The organism is Paenibacillus sp. EB106-04-04-XG159 (assembly GCF_058791835.1).
Map to the genome: position 1 here is coordinate 16882 of NZ_JBYTDY010000011.1, position 19317 is coordinate 36198.

The 19317-nt window shown below is 46.7% G+C and carries 12 protein-coding genes; all 12 read right to left on the reverse strand.

Features of this window, described 5'->3' with window-relative positions; all coding sequences use genetic code 11:
- Window positions 1-11: 11 nt before the first annotated feature.
- The 12 genes from parE to AC3WTP_RS14540 all read right to left on the reverse strand — a co-directional run bounded on the left by parE (window position 12) and on the right by AC3WTP_RS14540 (window position 19141).
- Window positions 12-2003: a DNA topoisomerase IV subunit B gene (gene parE / locus AC3WTP_RS14485; protein WP_492395336.1), complete on the reverse strand. Its 1992-nt coding sequence runs from the start codon at window positions 2001-2003 to the stop codon at window positions 12-14.
- A gap of 144 nt (window positions 2004-2147) precedes the next feature.
- Window positions 2148-3128 (reverse strand): ABC transporter permease, encoded by a 981-nt coding sequence (locus AC3WTP_RS14490; protein WP_492395337.1) that lies wholly within the window; start codon window positions 3126-3128, stop codon window positions 2148-2150.
- Window position 3129: 1 nt separating this feature from the next.
- Complete coding sequence (locus AC3WTP_RS14495; protein ID WP_492395338.1) at window positions 3130-4128, reverse strand: ABC transporter ATP-binding protein; 999 nt, start codon at window positions 4126-4128, stop codon at window positions 3130-3132.
- Between the two features lie 55 nt (window positions 4129-4183).
- Complete coding sequence (locus AC3WTP_RS14500; protein WP_492395339.1) at window positions 4184-5002, reverse strand: GDSL-type esterase/lipase family protein; 819 nt, start codon at window positions 5000-5002, stop codon at window positions 4184-4186.
- A gap of 246 nt (window positions 5003-5248) precedes the next feature.
- On the reverse strand, window positions 5249-7126 hold the full coding sequence (locus AC3WTP_RS14505; RefSeq protein WP_492395340.1) for an ABC transporter ATP-binding protein: 1878 nt from the start codon (window positions 7124-7126) through the stop codon (window positions 5249-5251).
- Window positions 7123-8910 carry an ABC transporter ATP-binding protein gene (locus AC3WTP_RS14510; protein WP_492395341.1) on the reverse strand — a complete coding sequence of 596 codons (1788 nt, stop codon included), beginning with the start codon at window positions 8908-8910 and terminating at the stop codon, window positions 7123-7125. Before AC3WTP_RS14510 ends, AC3WTP_RS14505 begins: the two co-directional genes overlap by 4 nt.
- Before the next feature lie 271 nt (window positions 8911-9181).
- The gene (locus AC3WTP_RS14515; protein WP_492395342.1) at window positions 9182-12946 is read right to left on the reverse strand and encodes a dynamin family protein; all 3765 of its coding nucleotides are present in this window, start codon (window positions 12944-12946) and stop codon (window positions 9182-9184) included.
- A gap of 115 nt (window positions 12947-13061) precedes the next feature.
- Window positions 13062-13334, reverse strand: coding sequence for an NAD/NADP transhydrogenase alpha subunit (locus AC3WTP_RS14520; RefSeq protein WP_492395343.1), 273 nt, complete (start codon window positions 13332-13334; stop codon window positions 13062-13064).
- A gap of 28 nt (window positions 13335-13362) precedes the next feature.
- Window positions 13363-14031 (reverse strand): endonuclease III, encoded by a 669-nt coding sequence (gene nth / locus AC3WTP_RS14525; RefSeq protein ID WP_492395344.1) that lies wholly within the window; start codon window positions 14029-14031, stop codon window positions 13363-13365.
- 120 nt (window positions 14032-14151) lie between these two features.
- Complete coding sequence (locus AC3WTP_RS14530) at window positions 14152-16905, reverse strand: S-layer homology domain-containing protein (RefSeq protein WP_492395345.1); 2754 nt, start codon at window positions 16903-16905, stop codon at window positions 14152-14154.
- A gap of 139 nt (window positions 16906-17044) precedes the next feature.
- Window positions 17045-17659 (reverse strand): GerMN domain-containing protein, encoded by a 615-nt coding sequence (locus AC3WTP_RS14535; protein WP_492395346.1) that lies wholly within the window; start codon window positions 17657-17659, stop codon window positions 17045-17047.
- Window positions 17660-17719: 60 nt separating this feature from the next.
- A complete protein-coding gene (locus AC3WTP_RS14540) occupies window positions 17720-19141 on the reverse strand; it encodes an N-acetylmuramoyl-L-alanine amidase family protein (RefSeq protein WP_492395347.1) in 1422 nt (473 codons plus the stop codon).
- Between the last annotated feature and the right edge of the window lie 176 nt (window positions 19142-19317).

Below are 19317 nucleotides of genomic sequence, written 5' to 3' on the forward strand. Positions count from 1 at the left end.
TTATCACCTTTCTATTCAACAAACTCCGTGAAATCAACGTTATCGACAATCCAACGCTTGCGCGGCTCTACCTTGTCACCCATCAGCGTAGATACGCGGCGCTCTGCCTTCGCGGCATCTTCGATCTGAACTTGGAGCAAGGTGCGCGTTTCAGGGTCCATCGTCGTTTCCCATAACTGATCTGGATTCATCTCGCCAAGACCCTTGTAACGTTGAAGTTCAGCCTGGTTGCCGAACTGTTTCAGGTAACTGTTCAGCTCTTCATCAGTCCAAGCATAGCGAATGGTCGACAATTTGCCTTTCTTATGCGTGATCTTATAGAGCGGAGGCTGTGCAATATATACACGGCCAGCGTCAATTAGCTGCTTCATATATCGATAGAAGAACGTCAGAAGCAGCACCTGAATATGCGCTCCGTCCGTATCGGCGTCGGTCATAATAATAATTTTGGAGTAATTGCTCTCATCGACTTCAAATTCGGAACCGACACCCGCTCCGATCGAGTGAATGATCGCGCGATACTCCTCATTCTTAAGTACATCAGCGAGCTTCGCCTTCTCAGGATTCATTGGCTTACCCTTAAGAGGCAGTATGGCTTGCGTCTTCGAGTCGCGGCCTTGCTTCGCAGAGCCGCCCGCGGAATCCCCTTCCACGATGAACAGCTCGGTACGCGTAGCATCTTTCGATTGCGCTGGCGTCAGCTTGCCGCCGAGGTTAGAGCTCTCGCTCCGCTTCTTGCCGCTGCGCACTTCTTCACGCGCCTTGCGTGCCGCCTCGCGCGCCTTAGAAGCCTGAATCGCCTTCTTCATCAGCTGCTGTCCAACCTGCGGGTTTTCCTCTAGGAAGATCTGCATCCGTTCGGACACAATCGCGTCTACGGCACCGCGTGCACCTGCGCTGCCGAGCTGATCCTTCGTCTGCCCAACGAACTCGACCTCACCCATCTTTACATTGATGACGACCATCATGCCTTCACGCAAATCATTACCATCGATATTCTTGTCTTTCTCTTTAAGGAGCCCATTCTTGCGGCCATACTCATTCATAACACGAGTAAATGCAGTCTTAAAGCCCGTCTCATGTGTTCCGCCACCGCGTGTCGGAATGGAGTTAACGAAGGAAGCCATCGTCTCTGTATAACCATCGTTATACTGCAGCGCAACCTCAACTTCAATCTCATCCTTCTCCGCATAAAAATGAATGACATCAGTCAATACGCTCTTACCATCGTTGAGATAAGCAACAAATTCACTTGCTCCGCCATCATAGCGGAATATTTCCTTCTTACCTGAACGCTCATCTACCAGATTAACTTCCAGTCCAGAATTCAAGAACGCGATCTCTTGCAAGCGCTCAGACAGCGTATCAATATTAATATGAATATTGCCGTGAAACACTTTGGCGTCCGGCTTAAACGTTACTTTGGTGCCTGTCTGTCTTGTATTGCCGATAATATCAAGGCCTGTTACAGGTTCGCCGACATGCTCCTTGCCATCCGGATCTGTCCATGATTCGAAACGCATACGATGGATCTTGCCTTCACGATAAATCTCTACTTCCAGCCATTCGGACAATGCATTCGTAACGGATGCACCTACACCGTGCAAGCCGCCGGATTTCTTATAACCGGAACCGCCGAACTTACCGCCTGCGTGCAGAATCGTGTATACGACCTGCGGAGTAGGAACACCTGTCTTATGTATCCCTGTCGGTATACCGCGTCCATTATCGCGCACTGTTACCGATTGATCCTTGTGTACGATCACATCAATCGCCGAGCAGAACTTGGCAAGATGCTCATCCACCGCATTGTCTACGATTTCCCATACCAAATGATGAAGTCCCGATGAGCTTGTGCTGCCGATATACATACCCGGCCGTTTACGTACTGCAACAAGTCCTTCGAGTACCTGTATATCGTCTGCGCCATATTCCGAAGCGCTTGACTCTGTCTTCCCATTAAGCTCCGGAAGCTGTCCGAACAAATCGAGTTGATCGACCATTCGTGCTCCTCCTTCTAATGTACAAGTAATGCGGCCTATAGTAACAACCGCGCAAAAGAAAATCTGCTGCATCCAAGCAGGAGTCAGGATAAGACCTGTTATTCCCGTCGAAATGCAAACAGATGTTTCGCATTCTTGTCTATTTTAATTCAAAATGTCTTGTTTCGTAAAGACACGGAATGCAATTATCAGTGCAGCCGCTCCCCAAACCGTTAATACACCAAGTGAAAACAGAAGTGACATTCCTTCAACTGGTGTAGGAGTACCTGCTAAATAATCTGTCAATTTCAGGTTTAGCATAAACAAATATTTTGCTGTTGGCCATGATGAAGCCATGTTATATAGAATGGTGCCGGCAATTAATGCTGCCATCATCGTAACGATGCTTGCCGCTGTGCTTCTAACGAGTACGGACACCATAAATCCTAATGCCGCGACTACAATGCTGGAGAACCAGATCAAGCCGCACTGCATGAATAGATATAGCCAAGAAGGAACTGAATGAACCGCATCTATATTCACATCAGACCCTGATACGTCAAACCCCGTAAATAGCGGGAAGGTCCATCCCCCATAGCCAAATACGGCTCCAGAAATAAGATAAGACAGTGCAGCTGTTGCCAGCACGATAATACCTGAGAACAGCATGAGCACGATCCATTTGCTCATCAGTATCTTCCATCGCCTTACAGGCCGAGTCAACAGCATCTTGATCGTCCCGGTTGACCGCTCAGATGAGACGATATCGCTTGCAATCGCCATTATTAAGAGCGGTATAAACAATGTCGCGGAGTTGTCCATAAAGATGCGTGTAAAGGTAACGCCATTCGGTTCACTCGGATTGACATCATGATCTAGATAGTATTGCAGCTGCTGCAGCATGATGCGGCGATACTTCTTCCATTCCTCCGGAATCCGATCGCTGCCGAGCGAATTCTGATAGTCTGTGATTTGCTGAGTGATTTCACGGCGCCAGTCTTGATCGAACTTCTCCCGGCTGTTCTGCGCGGTCTTCAACTGCGCATAGGTAAACACAGGGATAAGAATGATTAGAATGAGAAGGATAACATAGAATCGCTTCTTCTTCAACACTTTTAGCGTTTCGTTACGGATTAATGCGAGCATATTACTCGATACGCCCCCCTTCCGTCATCTCTAGAAACAGCTGTTCCAAGGTTGGTACGACGCGCTGAATTCCTTCTACAGCAACACCAGCGGCAAGCAGCTTCCGATTGAGAGACGCAATCTGCTCCGTTGCCGTTTCCGTGATAACCACATGCTCAGGCAAGCCTAGTAATACGGAGTCTTCCACCACATGATCATCTTGCGACATGATCTTAACCTCTCCGCTCGCTTCCAATATCTCTTGAGCTTTCTGTTTCGGACTGGCTATCCAGATCACATATTGGCTTCGTCCTGTCAGCAAGGAATCAACATCGTCTACCGCCAGCACCCTGCCGCTGCTAATAATAGCTACCCGATCGCACATTAATTGTATCTCGCTAAGCAAATGACTCGAAACGAACACCGCCATGCCCTCGTTGGCCAGCATGCGAATGAATTCCCGCAGCTCCTTGATGCCAAGCGGATCAAGTCCATTGGTAGGCTCGTCTAATATGAGCAACTTAGGCTTTACCAGCAGCGCTTGAGCGATACCAAGACGCTGGCGCATTCCGAGTGAATATGTCTTTACCTTATCATGGATGCGCTTCGTCATCCCCACGATCTCAACAACTTCATGCAGCCTATCCTCTTCAATCCCAGGCACCATACGCGCGAAATGCTCTAAATTTTCCCACCCCGTCAAAAAATTATACATCTCCGGATTCTCAACGATAGAGCCTACATAGCGAAGCGCCTTCTCCGGTTGCTTGTTCACGTTGTATCCGCATACCTCGACAATGCCTTCGGTCGGTTTGATGAGATCCACAAGCATACGGATCGTCGTTGTCTTGCCCGAACCATTAGGTCCGAGAAAGCCGAACACTTCTCCAGCACGAACGTCGAAATTAACGTCATGAATAATCCATTTTCGACCGATGCGCTTCTTCACATGTTGAACCGACAATACCACTTCATGATCCAACACCGCATCATGCTGCTCGGAATGCGTCAGCAGTGTCATGCTGATCCCTCCTACCAATTATTTCGGAATTTGTTAGAGATCCTATTATAGCTGCTCACCAGGAATGAGGGATACTTTGCACGATTCTCGTCGCAATCGCTTCATACCCTTCTCCATTCGGATGAAAGTGGTCTGATGATAAATAAGTCTCAATATTAAACTCAAACAGATCCTGCGTCGGAATTAAGATCATGTTCGAATCCTTGTTAATAATGGTCGCAGCTGCGTCATTCCAGCTTTGTACTACTGTATTGCCAATCTCATGCATTTCTTCTAGATCTGAAAATGGATTGTATAACCCGACATAAACGACTAATGCATCAGAATTCCATTTACGAATCTTCGACAGTACACTCTCTAAAGATACTATCCCTTCCATCGCTTTCGTCTGCAGCGTCTTCAGATCCAGCTGCTCATGCCCCGTCTTTCCACGAAGTGCACTCTGAAACAAATCATTACCGCCAATCGTTAGCAGAATGATATTAGCCTGCTTCAGCGTATGACCCGTACTCTCCTTGTCTAAACTCTTAGCTAGCTGATCCGCGCGCTGACCGTTTATCGCCAAGTTATTGATCAGCTTGACCGGCTTGTCCTGTTCTTGCTCCAGCAGAGCCACCGTTCGGCGTACATAGCCGCTGCCGGTATCATCGCCTGTTCCACGTGTGAGTGAATCACCAAGCGATACGATGTTCAGCTCCTTCTGTTCTGTTGCAGTTGTAGCTGGCGGTGCTTGAACTGTAGGCTTCTCCGCAAATGGAATGGAACCGGGAGAAACGATATCCGCAACACCTAAACCAAAGCCTACAAGAAACAACAAGGTTGAGCCGATGCCGATCAAATAAATAATAGTCCATGAAGCGGATCGTTGTTTCATCAACGTTTCACTCCTCTGTATCGAGTTAACCTGTCCAACGGGTCATTTCCCGTATAAATATTACATTACCTATTTCAGTAATTAAATGCAAATAAGATCTTATGAACATCCAAGAATTTATTTCAGGAAAACTTGACTTCACTACTTATGTAAAAAAACAGCAGCCATAAGGGATACCCCTCTTGACTACTGCTCTTTAGAAAAATCACTTCAACTTATGATGACTTCAAAAGCCGAAATACATGCTTACATGTACTTGTATTGAGCTGCTACCAGCCCGTAGTACACGCCTTGCTTCTTCATCAGCTGCTCATGATTGCCCTGCTCCTTGATACGGCCATGATCGAGCACGATAATATTGTCGCAGCCGCGAATTGTGGATAAGCGATGCGCGATGATAAACGAAGTCCGACCGCGAAGCAATGTCTTAAGCGCTTCTTGAATCTTCAGCTCTGTTTCGGTATCGATGCTGGCAGTCGCTTCATCCAGAATCAAGATGCGCGGATTCGCCAGCAGCGCGCGCGCAAACGAGATCAACTGTCGCTGCCCCATCGAGAGCACGTTACCGCGCTCCTGAACTTCCGTATCATAGCCATCAGGCATATTCACGATAAAGTCGTGCGCGTGAACAGCTTTCGCTGCTTCTTCTACTTCCTCATCCGTAGCGTCAAGCTGACCAAAGCGGATATTGTCACGTATCGTTCCTGAGAAGATAAACGTATCCTGCAACACGATACCGATCTGAGAGCGAAGGCTTTCCATCTGGACATTCTTGATGTCAAAGCCATCGATCATAACGCGGCCCTCAGTAGGATCGTAGAAACGGCACAGCAAGTTGATGATTGTACTCTTACCTGAGCCCGTGTGTCCAACGAGGGCGATCGATTGACCCGCCATCGCTTCCAAGGATACTCCTTTCAAAGCAGGGCGCCCTGGCTCATATTCGAACAATACATTATCAACCTGAACATTGCCCTTAATCGGCGGCAGCACCATTGCTCTAGGACCGTTATCGACAGACGGCTTCTCATCCATGAACTCGAAGATTCGCTCGGACGAAGCCATTGCTACGAGCATCTGCGAATACATATTACCTAGGCGGTTGATTGGCTCCCAGAAGTTCCCGATATACTGTGCAAATGCGAACAGGATCCCAACCGTAATCGCTTGTGTCTGAACTAGATGCGAACCGTACATAAAGAGGATGAACGCTCCGATCGCGCTTGTAATCTCGATGATCGGCCCGAACGTTTGGTTTAACATCGAAGCGCGATCCCACGATTTCTTGTTGATTCCGTTCATATGCTCAAAAAATTGCATATTTTCTTTTTCTTGCGTATAAGCTTGTGTTACACGCATCCCTTGAATGGCTTCATTCAAGTGCGAGTTGATTCTCGATTGCTTGATCCGTACGTCCTGCCATGATCTGCGTATGTAGCGGCGCAGCTTCGATGAAACGAGGAACATAATCGGTACCGTGATCATAACAGCAATTGCCAATTTAGCGTTTAGGAAAAACAGAATGATTACGATACCTGTTAACTGTAGAATATCGACGAGAGTGTTAATTGCCCCGTTCGTAAATAGATCCTGCAGCGAGTTGACGTCATTCGTTACGCGTACGAGCACTGAGCCCGCTGGACGCTTATCATAAAAACCGAATGACAGCGTTTGAATATGCTTAAACAAGTCGGAACGCAGATCGTATATAATGCGCTGTCCGATCACGTTCATGAACTTGATTCGGTATGTGTTCGTAGCCCATTGAATCAGATACGTAACGAATACAGTCCCTGTTATGATAAACAGCAGCTTCTGATTAGGCGGCGCATCTACAGGTTGAATCGCATAATCAATTGCATAACTCGTCAAGAATGGAACTGCGAGCTTCGTCAGTGTGCCCAATACCATCAACAGGATGAGCACAGGCAGCAGCTGTCGTTTATAAGGTTTCATATAGACGAGCAGACGACGCATTTGCCCCCAGTTGAACGGCTTCTCTATAATTTCATCATCCGGGTATACGAATCGAGTCTTTTGCTCGAAGCCGATCGAATTGGAAAGGTTGCCGTCAGCCCGAATACCTGGTCGCCTGGACGGTTCGGCTGCTTTAGATTGACTCATGCTCTCACCCCATCTTCCTGCCTTACTAAGTCTTGCGAGGATTCCTGCTCCTCTAAATAATCAGCATATTGAATATGGTATACATCTCGATAAGTGCCCGGTATCTCGATTAATTCATCATGCGTGCCGCGTTGAGAGATGTTGCCTTGATCAAGAACGATAATCTCATCAGCATGGCGCAAGGAAGATATTCGATGAGCAATGATAAATACAGTGCGTCCGCGCATTACTTCGTTGAAGCCTTCCTGTATCTCATGCTCAGTTTCCATATCTACCGCGCTGGTTGCATCGTCCAACACGAGTATCTTCGGGTTATTCAACAGCGCGCGAGCAATTGCCAAACGCTGCTTCTGACCGCCGGAAAGACCTAGTCCGCGCTCACCGACGACTGTGTCATAGCCTTCTGGCATCTCTAGAATGAAATCATGCGCCTTCGCCAGCTTCGCGACGCGGATAATGTCCTCTTCGGTAACATCATGACGACCATATGCAATATTATTGCGGATCGTTGATGAGAACAGGAACGTTTCCTGGAATACGGTTGCAATCTGTTTGCGCAGGCTTGATACTTCAATATTGCGAATGTCCTCGCCGTCTAGCAGAATCTGACCATTGCTCACGTCATATGCCCGCATCAGCAGTTGAATGATCGTCGATTTACCTGCACCTGTACCGCCAAGGAGACCGATAACCTTGCCCGGTGTCGCATCGAGTGTAATGTTGCGAACAGCATGCATCTCACCTTCGTAACGGAAAGATACATTTTTAAATTCAATATGGCCTTTCACTTGGTCTGGATCCAACGGATGCGCAGCAGGTGTGTCTTTGATCTCAACTTGAGTATTCAGCAGCTCAAGCACACGTTCACCAGATGACTTCGCTTGCGTATAATTGTTAATGTGAAAGCCTATGCCCCACATAGGACCTATAATGTACCAGATCATGCTGAAGAATGCGATCAGCTCACCTGATGTCATGTTTCCGTTAATGACCGAAGTACCGCCCCAGCCAAGCAGAATGACAACACTGAGGGAAGCCAGCAGTTCCATTATTGGGAAGTACTTTCCCCATAAGGATGAAGCATAGATCTGATTTTCTTTGTAAGCTTCGTTGCGGACCGAGAACTTATTAACCTCATGTGATTCGCGCGCGAATGATTTCACGGTACGCACACCTGTAATGTTTTCTTGAACTGCGGTGTTTAACGAACTGAAAGTCTTGCGCATTTCACGGAATGCAGGATGGATCTTGCTCTCAAACTTGAGAGCCACGATCGCGAGAAACGGCATGCTGATAAAAGTGATAAGCGTCAATTGCCAGTTGATCGACAGCATCATGGCGGCACCGAATATGACCATTAGAAACATGTTCAATATTTGAGCAAAGCCAAATCCGACGAAATGACGAATTCCCTCCAAGTCTGCTGTCAAGCGAGACATCAAGTCTCCTGTCCGCGCCTTGTCATAATACTCATTGGACAGCGATTGCAATTTACGATAACAATCATTGCGCATTTCATAAGCTGACCAGTTTCCTAACCTCCCGCCTAAAAGGCCTGATAAAAATTGTAGGGTGCCTTTTACGCTAACGACGGCAACAACCGTTAATGCTAGCCAAGGCACCCAATCGTAGTTCCCTTTACCGATGACGTCGTCAATCAGTATCCTCAATAAATTGGGATATACGAGACCAAGCGCAGTGACACACATCAGGCACAAGATGGAACCGAAAAAGTACACTTTCTTAGGCCAATAGTACGGTGCTAATTGCTTAAAGACGTTCATCTTTCTCCCCCTCTCTACATAAAGCCAATTGTATGTAGCGAAGTTTAACATCCCCTCCAAAGAACGGCAAAACGGTCTGCAAAGCATAATTGCGTTTATAAGTCGATAGGAACACATTATCGGTTCATTTGCGGTATCTTTCTTTTAAATGGTCTGTTTTTCTTTCATCTCTTGAGTTTATTGATAATGAAAAACCTGCATCCCTTATAGATGCAGGTTTTTCTAACATTGATGCCAATATGATATTAATTCGTATGAAAGCAATCCATATTCATCTTAATTTCCGTATATAGGAATTCAGCTGTGCAGAAGTACGACGAAGCTCATCAGCATCCACAGATTCACCATAAGCAAACATCATTCCTGCCTCATATTCTTGCATCACCTGTACGCAATCTGAGACCAGCTCTTGAATTGTAATCGACATACGCGCTTCCAGATGCTCCAGGAACTTGAGCTTGATCCATTGGTTCGTGCCGTTTATTTGCTCTAATGCTTCCTGCTCCAGCAGCCCTCGAAGCTCCTCGCGACCTCCGCCCTCGAAGAACGCTTTGCTGGAACGGTACACTGATTTTAGCTTGCGAGAGGTTAGCACGCCTTCAGGCTTCTTCACTTCAATATGCGGAGTAGTCCAACTGCTTAGTGGGACGGGCAGTGTATAATTGAAGCCATTCAAAGTGCTCTTAACATTGAGCATGATCTCATCAAATCGCTTCACAATAAGCCGTTTCGCCAGCTGCTCCAACCGCAATGAAGTCGCCAGCAGCTCATTCGTCAGCTCTTTCTCAAAGGAACGCTGCCATTCACCGTAACATTGGAAAAGCGATCGTTCAATGTCCGTATTATCGCCGCGAAGCGTCGCTGGATTAAAAGCCATTGAGAAGCTGTCGCCTATACGGTACTGGATACGCTGCCGGACGTAATAGAGCAGTTCATCCGTTTCCTGCTCCAACCGTTTGCGTTCATTCCAGTACGTTAATGACCTCAGCTGCTGCTCAGCCCGCTGCACAGCCTGACGAAGCTGCTGTTGACGCTCCAGGCGCTCATCCTTATCCGCAACAGCCGCTGCCGCCATAACCTCAAGCTGAGCATGAGCGCGCAGCATATCATGCTCAGCGGTCTGAACTGCCATTGCTGTCAATTCATGACCTGCGAAATGTTGAAACTCGCTTTCAAACGCTGAGAAGCCTGTTCGAGGCAGCTGATCCATCTGACCTGCCAGCTTCCGTTCCAAAGCTTGCAGGCTGGATACGGCGAACAGCCGCGGAGAACGAATGCCGAACTCCTGCAGACGGGCGCGCATGTACTCCATCACGCTGTCTAATTCTGCGCTGCTCGCGGCCAGATCTGCCGCATTAACGATGAAGAACATCTTATCGAGCTCAAATGTATCCTTCACGCGCCCAAGCTGTGTAAGAAACTGTCGATCCGCTTGCGAGAAGGCGTGATTATAATAAGTCACGAACAGGATGATATCCGCGTTCTTGATGTATTCAAAGGACACGCCAGTATGGCGAGCATTAATAGAGTCTGCTCCTGGCGTATCCACGAAGGTAAACCCTTGAGCTGTCCACGGATTATGGGCGAACAGATCTACGTTATTCACAAAGGCAGACCGCTCTTCATTCGATACATATTCGCGATACTCCTCATAGGTGACGTGAAGCTCCTGACCTAGCTGATGTTGAATCGAATTATATCCGCGCTTCACCGCTTGAATAAAGCTGTAATGCGGCTTCCCCGCAGGATGAAGCATCTCAGGCTGCCAGCGTTCGGCTTGCTGGAGAGCTTCCTTCAAGCTCAGACTGTGTGCTTGAGCTTCACCCATACATTCCAGCGCATAACGAATATCGGCTAATAGTTCAGACTCCTTCTTCATCCGAATGAGCGCTGTCCGATGAGGATGCTCATCAGACGGGCCTAAGATGCGATTAATGGCTGCCGTCGTCGGATTCGGCGACACTGGCAGAAGTTCCGCACCCATCAACGCATTCGCGAATGAGGACTTCCCGGCACTGAAGGCGCCAAACAACGCTACGCTAAAGCGATTGTCGCGCAGACGCTTCGCCTTGGCACGCATATGCTCGCTCATATGAGCTATTGATGCGTATTGATCAATCGCGGAGGCGCTGAGCTCTAATTGATCAGCTGCTGCCCGCCACCTTGCCCTTGCGTCAACATCATCCCCAGCCATAGAGAGTGGAGAGTCGATTCTATTAGCAAATTGTCCATAAGCCGCTATCTGATCTCCAACGTCCTCTTTGTTCAGCGCTAAGAGCGATATATTCCAAGTATCATCTTCTTCTATCTCGCTAGTCGAAGCCTCATCGCTCGCTCGAAGCAAAGCGCTATCGCTAAGATCAGGCATGAGCTCTAGTGAGGACACAGGCTTCGTTCGATTCGGGAATAGGCCGTCCATCATCTGAACTAAACGAGCTTCTTCATGGAGCAACTGGTTGGCAGCTTGCATCAATCTTTCGTCCTCGAGCAGCATGCTGTGCAGTGAGGCAAGCTCTGCGTCAATTCGCTCAATATCCTGATCAAATCGTTGTTCTATCGCATGAAGGCAGGGCTCGAATTCATTCCATACCGCCTTGCGAAGCAACGATTTGGCTTCCTCGCTAATGAGACGGCAGTAATTCAGGATATATTCATTAGAGCCAGCAGCACCTTCCTGTACTAATTCAGCAAGCCAACGCCCTCCTAGTTCTGGCAAAGCTGCTTGAAGCGTATCTACTGCTGTATCTCCATTTATACCTATCATTCCTGCATACTCACGAGCCAGCGTGGTTAGATGACTGACAATATTAGTCTGTATCTCTTCTTGCCAGCGAATCTGAACTAGATTCAATCTGCGTTCACGTTCAGCCTCCGTCTTCTCACCGCGATTCCATATTCCGACACGGAATCCGATCTGACGGCTCTCAAGATAATGCGCGGCTAGATCTCGCAGTGGAGCAGGTATAATATTCGCATCTCTAAGCAAACGGCTAACCTTCTCTTGAAATTCTGTTCGCACAGTCTGCTTATCTAGCAAGAGCAGCTGCTTACGTTCCTCCGCCGTATGCTGCGCAGTGCGCGCGTTAGTAACCACAGACTCGCCGCCAGCTGACTCTATCCACTTCTTGTGCTCAGCCGACAGCGTCTCGCGTTTCAGTTCTTCATGCTTCTCTAATATATAACGAGCAGCTTGTTCTACACCGGATGCGACCAGCGGCTTGCGTTCCTTTACAAGCAGCCGAAGCGCGGCAACGACCTGCGGCCATTCATTATGAACATGATCGGCATCCATCATCGAAACATAAAAGACCGCCGCTGGGTGGATACCCCAATCGTGAAGCGCCTTGCTCACACTAGTACGATACTGTTCGAAGCTCAGCTCGGATTCACGGTGCTTGTCGATCTGGTTCACGATCCAGATCAGCGGCTTGCCTGCTTCCGCTACCTGCTTCGCAAAGGCGAAGTTGATCTCGGATAAGACATGATTGTAGTCCGTCACATAACATACGACGTCAGCCATATGAAGCGCCGCTTCGGTAGCTTCACGGTGCAGGTCGTCTGTAGAATCCACGCCAGGCGTATCAAGCAGCGCTGCCCCCTCACGCAGCCATTCCACTTCCTCATACAGATTCACTCGCTCTATGCTGTCACCATCTCGGCATACTTCTTCCAACCGTTCTAACGGAATTAGCTCCAGCTGATCCGTGCTTCGCCCCCGAAATAAAATCTCCGCACGTCGCTCGCCATTCCGAATGGTAACCACATTCGCGCTAGTCGGTATAGGACTGGACGGCAGCAGGCGTTTACCGCACATCTGATTAATTACTGTCGATTTGCCTGCTGAGAAATGTCCACACATCGCGATCATGAGCAGTCCTTCGCGCTCTTTGTCGCACAACTCTATCAATTTGTTCGCTTCAATTCGATTGCCGTCCTGTCTGACGGCTTCCGCCCATACTTCAATTACATGGCTCAGCGTCTTATTCCCCTGATATGCGCCGGTATTCTCTTGAACTGCATTACTGGCTGTATCCAACGTCTTCATACCCGCTGTATTGATCCCCCTCTGATCTAATCCCTCTCATACACCCTTATTAGAACAAGAAAAAACCGAGCTGCTCGGCTTTTCCTACATGCCAGCTAACTCGGTTCTAGTGTACCATATTTTCCCGTTTCGGGAGTATAATTTCGAATAGATCACCATGTTGAAGTATCGTAATGCCTTCAGCCTTCACTCGCATCACAACCACATCGCGCTTCTGCTTCATGCGGTCAACATATTGATCGGGCACTTCTCCAGCGCCGTAAACCGTAATCCCATCCACGATAATTTCTTCATCATCCTGCACAGGACTCTGCATCACTTTCTCAAAAATATCGGAAAATTGCTCAAAGTTGTCAGTGTAAACGGAAATGCATCTCATATTAGCAACCACCTGCTCCTCTTAAACTTTACTTACCAGTCTTTCTCTTGGATTCACCTTTCATACGTTGTTTTCCGAATTTGCATATATCCAGCATCGGACAAACTTCGCATTGAGGAGATTGCGCCTTGCAGTGATAACGGCCGAAAAATATTAATCGATGATGAGTAAGCGTCCACTCAGCTCGCGGTATTTTACGCATCAATTTCTTTTCGACCTCTAGTACGCTGTCAGTTTCATCAGCTAAGCCAAGCCGCTTTGATACACGCTCTACATGTGTGTCGACCGCGATCGCCGGTACTCCAAATGCATTCGAAACTACAACATTTGCAGTTTTACGGCCCACACCCGGCAGTTCAGTCAGAAGCTCATGCTTATCCGGTACTTGTCCATCGTATTTATCCAGCAAGATGTGACACAGCTTCTGAATATGGCTTGCCTTGTTGCGATATAAGCCGATGCGGCGAATGTCCTGCTCCAACTCTTCCAACGGAACAGCAATATAATCCTGCGGTGCTTTGTATTTCTTGAACAAATCTACCGTAACCTTATTTACCGTTTCATCTGTACATTGAGCTGACAAAAGAACGGCTATCGTCAATTCAAATGGATTGGAATGATTCAGTTCGCAATGGGCATCCGGAAATAATTCTCCGATCGTATCTAATATACGTCGTACACGCACAGTGACAGCCACGTCATAGCCCCCTTAAAAAAGCTCTTGTGTCATTATAACACGTTCAACAAACTTCGCCACCGCCAGGAATAGGAAAGCCGCTACCCATTTTTACAGATAGCGGCTCGCATTAGAAACTATTTACTTCTTCTCGATCTCAATGATCTGATCATTCAAGAAGTATAGTACAAGCTTGTCATCGTTTCTCAACGAATCAACCGAGATCGTTTGTCCAGCAGCATCATGAATGATTACATTCGGATGGAGTTGGAAATAGTTTTTGCTTGTATCGTTAGCTTTACGAGTGACATACAATTCCTTCGTCTTGGAATCGTACTTCCAGAATGTTCTTTCTGAACCTGGAATCACTTTCAGTACAGGTTTATTTAATGCATCCTTGCGACCCTCAACACGATCGCCAACTTTCAATGTATCAATACTAGAAGTTGATCCTGTATCCGTTAAGACGGTTAAGCCATCAGCTGAATTAAAGGTAAAGATCTGGCCATTATAGTCTTTCACCACAACCTTACCCGCAGCAGGTTCAACGGACTGAACACGCCCCATCGATACATTTACCTTACGAAGCTCAACCAGGCTAGTCCCATCAAATACAGCATTTAGCACATCGCCCTTGTTGATATTGGACACTGTAATTCGATTATTGTTCGCATCATACAGCGCGACATTGCTAAGGCTGTATTCCTCTAATTTATTGTCCGGATTCAGGAGCTTAACTCGATTCGTTGCTGTACTTACTTCTTCAACATCGAATTGAACATGGCTGCGAACCGACAAGGACACGATCGAGCTCTGATTGTTGGACAACATGGCTGTGACTTGGTCACCGCGCTTCAGATCCGCTACAGTGGCGCTCTTATTGCCGTAGACGAGTACAGGCAGAACTGGACCATCAAACGGCATAATGATGATGTCTTTATTCGCTAGCTCCATCGTCACTTGACGAGAAGACAGGTTAGACGCCATATATTTTCCTTCATATTTGTATACAAATTGAACGAGCAGCGTTTTATCGCCAATGTACTGTATATTTACTTTGCGATTACCAAGAAGCATGCCGAGGACTGCGTCTTGAGATACCTTATTGCCGTTCAGCTCATACTGAGTCGTGTTGTCAAGGTTAAGAAGCTTAACATTCTTATTCGCATCCTCGACTACCAGATACTGCCCTTTGGCATCGTAGCTCTTGATCGTCGCACCGTACATCGTCTTAACATTGCGGTTCAGAACTTGAATATGTGTAACTTTACCTTCGCTGTTCATGGTCATTTTCACACGGTCGCCATAATCAGCGCCGAAGATCAAGTTATCAATACTCGCGTTTGTCATGCCCTCGATTTGGATATCGACTAATGTCGAGAGCAGCTTGGTATCGAAGTCCCCATTATCTTTGACAACGGTAATCATCGTCTTCGAGTTATCAAGTGCTACCAGCTTGCCTTCGACACTTGCTTCAGGCGATCTGGAGAGCACGATGGACGTGATCACATTATTTTCAACAGTAAACGTGATGGAGTCACTAGGCTTTAGATCTTGCAGGCTTAATAAAGTATTATTATGACGGATAACGGCTTTCTCGCTAACTGTATAGGTCTCGTTGACACCTTTATCGTTCAATACAGTTAGAGTGCGTGACGCTTGATCAAGCGAGGCTATCTTGCCTGAACCGCTCTTGTTAACTTGGTTCGTCTTCACCTGAATCTCAATCACTTTACGATCTTTGGAGAATGTTTCACGCGTAATCTCCAGCTCCGTGTTTTCTATTAGATCAGTCGGCTTGATTGTATTGCCGCTTGCATCTTTAAACACCGTGTTATTCTCATACTTAATTTCTTGCAAGCCCTCTTGTCCGCTCTGCTTCACCCACAGCGAATTGGACTCGGAATATTTAAGAGTAGCTAGACTTGTTTCAATCATCTTCTGTTGGTCAACCAACTCAACATAAACTGCGTTATTAGCTTGTCCGATGTATCGGATCTTCGTATACAATGGTATGTCTTGAGGGGTAATGGCCTTGTCACTGCCCAGCTCATACCACATCGTCTTATTGTCATAGCGAACGTTGACCCATTTATTATCATCCGTATACAGTTTGATCTGATCATCCGTTATCCCCGTAACGATTCCATAGCTATCATTGGCATAATCCACATTGGATACCTTTTCATCAGCGCGGCTGAAGAAGGTTGCCGCTTGCTCTCTCGTAACGGTACCTTTAGGAACAAAACGGTTCTTATCCATCCCGGTCGTCAGATTCAGATCAACCGCTACATTGACATATCCAAGCGCATCAGGTGATATCTCGCTGTTATCTGCGAAGGAAGTTGGAGTTTGCATCGCTGCTTCCGCATCGTTCTCCTTGCCTGCAGCGCGAACGAGAATCTTCGAGACCCATTCACGAGTCGCCTTTCTCTCACCCCAAGCTGCTTTATCATTCGTTGGAGCGCTCTCTTCCTCTAGATCGATAATACCTTCCTTTAGCGCCAACACAACATAGTCTTTAAAATAATTGCTGACCTTGATCTCTTCAGGCAGTTTAACTGCTGTATCCTTCTGCACCTTATCTTTCAAGCCCATGTAACGAATAGCAACAGCAATTACTTCCTGTTGCGTAATCGGATCAGTTGGACGGAACTTGCCTTGGTTGCCTTCCAAAATACCCAATGCCGCTAATTTATGTATATGTTTTTCTGACCAGTGACCAAGCTTAACATCGCTGAATACTGGACTATAACCTGAAGCGTTCGATGCTGATGTATTCACAGGAGCAGGGTTCTGAGCTGCCATTGCCGCTGGAGCTGCCGATAGAGTCATCGACACTGCTAACATAGTAGTTATCACTTTATGTAGTCGTTTTTTGCTATTAAACTGCATGACGCATCTCCTTCATCTAATAATATGGTTTCAAGATCATTATTTCGACAGAAACAGGGGCATTTCCTGCCCCTGTTTACAAATCTAACCTGTATATGAATATGAAACTACGAATCGCACCATATTACCTTTCAATCGTTTAAGGTCGTGCGATCGGATGATCGAGCGATACATGCCCCATCAAGCTCTCTGTTTCTTTGCCATCAATGAGAATATTGATCGCCTTCACCTCTGGGAATTGAAACAGCGTCTTCGTCAAAGCATCAATTGCAAATGCTTCGCCGCCAGCACCATAATGAGCATCGTCCGGAATATGAATATCCAGCGTCAATACGCCTTTATCATCGAGCTTATGAGATTTGAACTCTATCTTCTCCCACAGGGCGATGTGCTTCGAGTTGTCTGCAGTTTGCAGCGAGCTCAAAGCTACGGCAATCTTCTCCGTGTCATTCGAGTATTCGATGTTTTTCGAATACGATGTCACTTCCATCAGTTCATCATCTGAAACATAAACCGAAATCGTTTGCTGCTTCTTTTCAGGCTTTTCCGTTTCATTCGATGGCGGTGTCGGTTTCGTATCCGCCGGTTTATCGACTTCCGTAGGTTGTTGTTCAGGTTTATTCGTCTCTACCTTAGGCGGCTCAACATTGTCTATACTACCACCGTTATTAGCCGTCTCTTTGCTTCCACACGCTGTCAACATCGCAACTGCTAGAATAATAGTCATAATACCAACCCAACGACGTTTGTTCATATCAGCACCCCCTTCTTAGAATATACGCCACAAGCACGCTTCTGTCTACGAACAGTGCTCCTAGTTCACTCCTAGGTACGCTTTAATTCCGTTAACAATTTCCTTCGCAACTCGCCACTGGAAATCTTCATTGAAGATTTTGGCTTCCTCATCTGGATTAGTCAAGAATCCAACCTCCAACAAGATTGCCGGCATCTTCGTATTGCGTGTTACGTGATGATCCGCTTGCCTTACACCACGGTCTTTAAGTTGAGTACCTTTCATTAGATACTTATGCATCGTTTCAGCAAAGGCTTTGCTGTCAGCACGATTATAATAAGTCTCTGTACCGCCTACACTCGGCTTATTGTCGATACTGTTATGATGAATGGAAACGAATAAATCCGCATTAAGATTGTTAGCAATTTTTACTCGCTCAGACAGTTCAAGAAACTCATCCGTGCTTCTAGTTAATACGATATTCAACTTCGGTTCGTTCTTAGCAAGCTCTGCAACTTTTAAGGCGATACTTAAATTAGCTGTTTTCTCATATCTTTTCCGCACACTGACGGCGCCAGAATCATGATCGCCATGTCCAGCGTCGATCACTACCGTATACTTACCTGCTGGCTTGACTGGCTTAGTAGGCTCAGGAGGCTTAGTCGGTTCCGTAGGCGCAGGATTCAATGTTAAAGAAATAAGTCCACTAGTGGTTGAGATGTTCTCGTATGTTAATGGATAATTGGCGTCGATTACAAACCGTACTGTGTTCGGTGAATCGCTGAACAACGCGTAACGTATACGCTGAACGTCCGGATAATCGGTAATCTTCATTACTCCTTGTCCACTATCGTCAAACGAGAACTTAGACTTGAACTCATCGGAAAACACCGTGTTCGGCAGATCAATGACGATTCGATCTGGATCGGACATCTTCATTATATGAGGTTTAACCGACTTGTTTGTTGCAATATGTAAGGTGTTATCAAAAAAATCAAAATCCGTTACTTTCGCATCATTGGTTGCACCTCCCCCACCTGAAGGTGGCGTTACCTCGGACGAACCGTCATCTGATGTGAATATGTACACAGATTTGGACTCATTATCCCAGTCTACTACTAGTCCCATCGATTCACCAACGAATCGCAGCGGTACAAGTGTAGTACCGTTAATCACAGTCGCAGCAACCGGCAAATTCATTTGTTTGCCATTCACTAGCGCTGTCTTCTCACCTATTACTAGCTTGATACTGGTGGTTCCGTTATTTATGGTTACTGTTCGCGTCTTCTGCTCCCAACCTACCTTATAACCTAACTCTTCTGATACGACGCGAATCGGAATCATGACAGAATTATTAATCATCTCAATCGGTTGCGGAAGCATAATCGAGCTTCCATTCAGGTACAGGGTCGGCTGCGGAGCAGCTTGTCCTGTCTGAGGCAATACAAAACAGAATAACATCACAAACAACATCCACACACTACTTTTTAATTTTCGCTGCATCTTCACCTCTACATCCTTTCGTGTTGTTCTAACACTCTGACGGTTGTTTAAGGATTCAAAGTGTCAGACGTACCTATAGACGTTGAAAATTGACAAAAGTTGCGATAATCCAACATTTTCGGCGCAGGTATATTTTACAATTGATGTTAAATGTCAGTATAGATGTCCAATTTAGA

Coding starts and splice junctions, on each gene's coding strand:
- parE (WP_492395336.1), bottom strand. CDS start 2,003: ATGGTCGATCAACTCGATTTGTTCGGACAGCTTCCGGAGCTTAATGGG.
- AC3WTP_RS14490 (WP_492395337.1), bottom strand. CDS start 3,128: ATGCTCGCATTAATCCGTAACGAAACGCTAAAAGTGTTGAAGAAGAAG.
- AC3WTP_RS14495 (WP_492395338.1), bottom strand. CDS start 4,128: ATGACACTGCTGACGCATTCCGAGCAGCATGATGCGGTGTTGGATCAT.
- AC3WTP_RS14500 (WP_492395339.1), bottom strand. CDS start 5,002: ATGAAACAACGATCCGCTTCATGGACTATTATTTATTTGATCGGCATC.
- AC3WTP_RS14505 (WP_492395340.1), bottom strand. CDS start 7,126: ATGAGTCAATCTAAAGCAGCCGAACCGTCCAGGCGACCAGGTATTCGG.
- AC3WTP_RS14510 (WP_492395341.1), bottom strand. CDS start 8,910: ATGAACGTCTTTAAGCAATTAGCACCGTACTATTGGCCTAAGAAAGTG.
- AC3WTP_RS14520 (WP_492395343.1), bottom strand. CDS start 13,334: ATGAGATGCATTTCCGTTTACACTGACAACTTTGAGCAATTTTCCGAT.
- AC3WTP_RS14530 (WP_492395345.1), bottom strand. CDS start 16,905: ATGCAGTTTAATAGCAAAAAACGACTACATAAAGTGATAACTACTATG.
- AC3WTP_RS14535 (WP_492395346.1), bottom strand. CDS start 17,659: ATGAACAAACGTCGTTGGGTTGGTATTATGACTATTATTCTAGCAGTT.
- AC3WTP_RS14540 (WP_492395347.1), bottom strand. CDS start 19,141: ATGCAGCGAAAATTAAAAAGTAGTGTGTGGATGTTGTTTGTGATGTTA.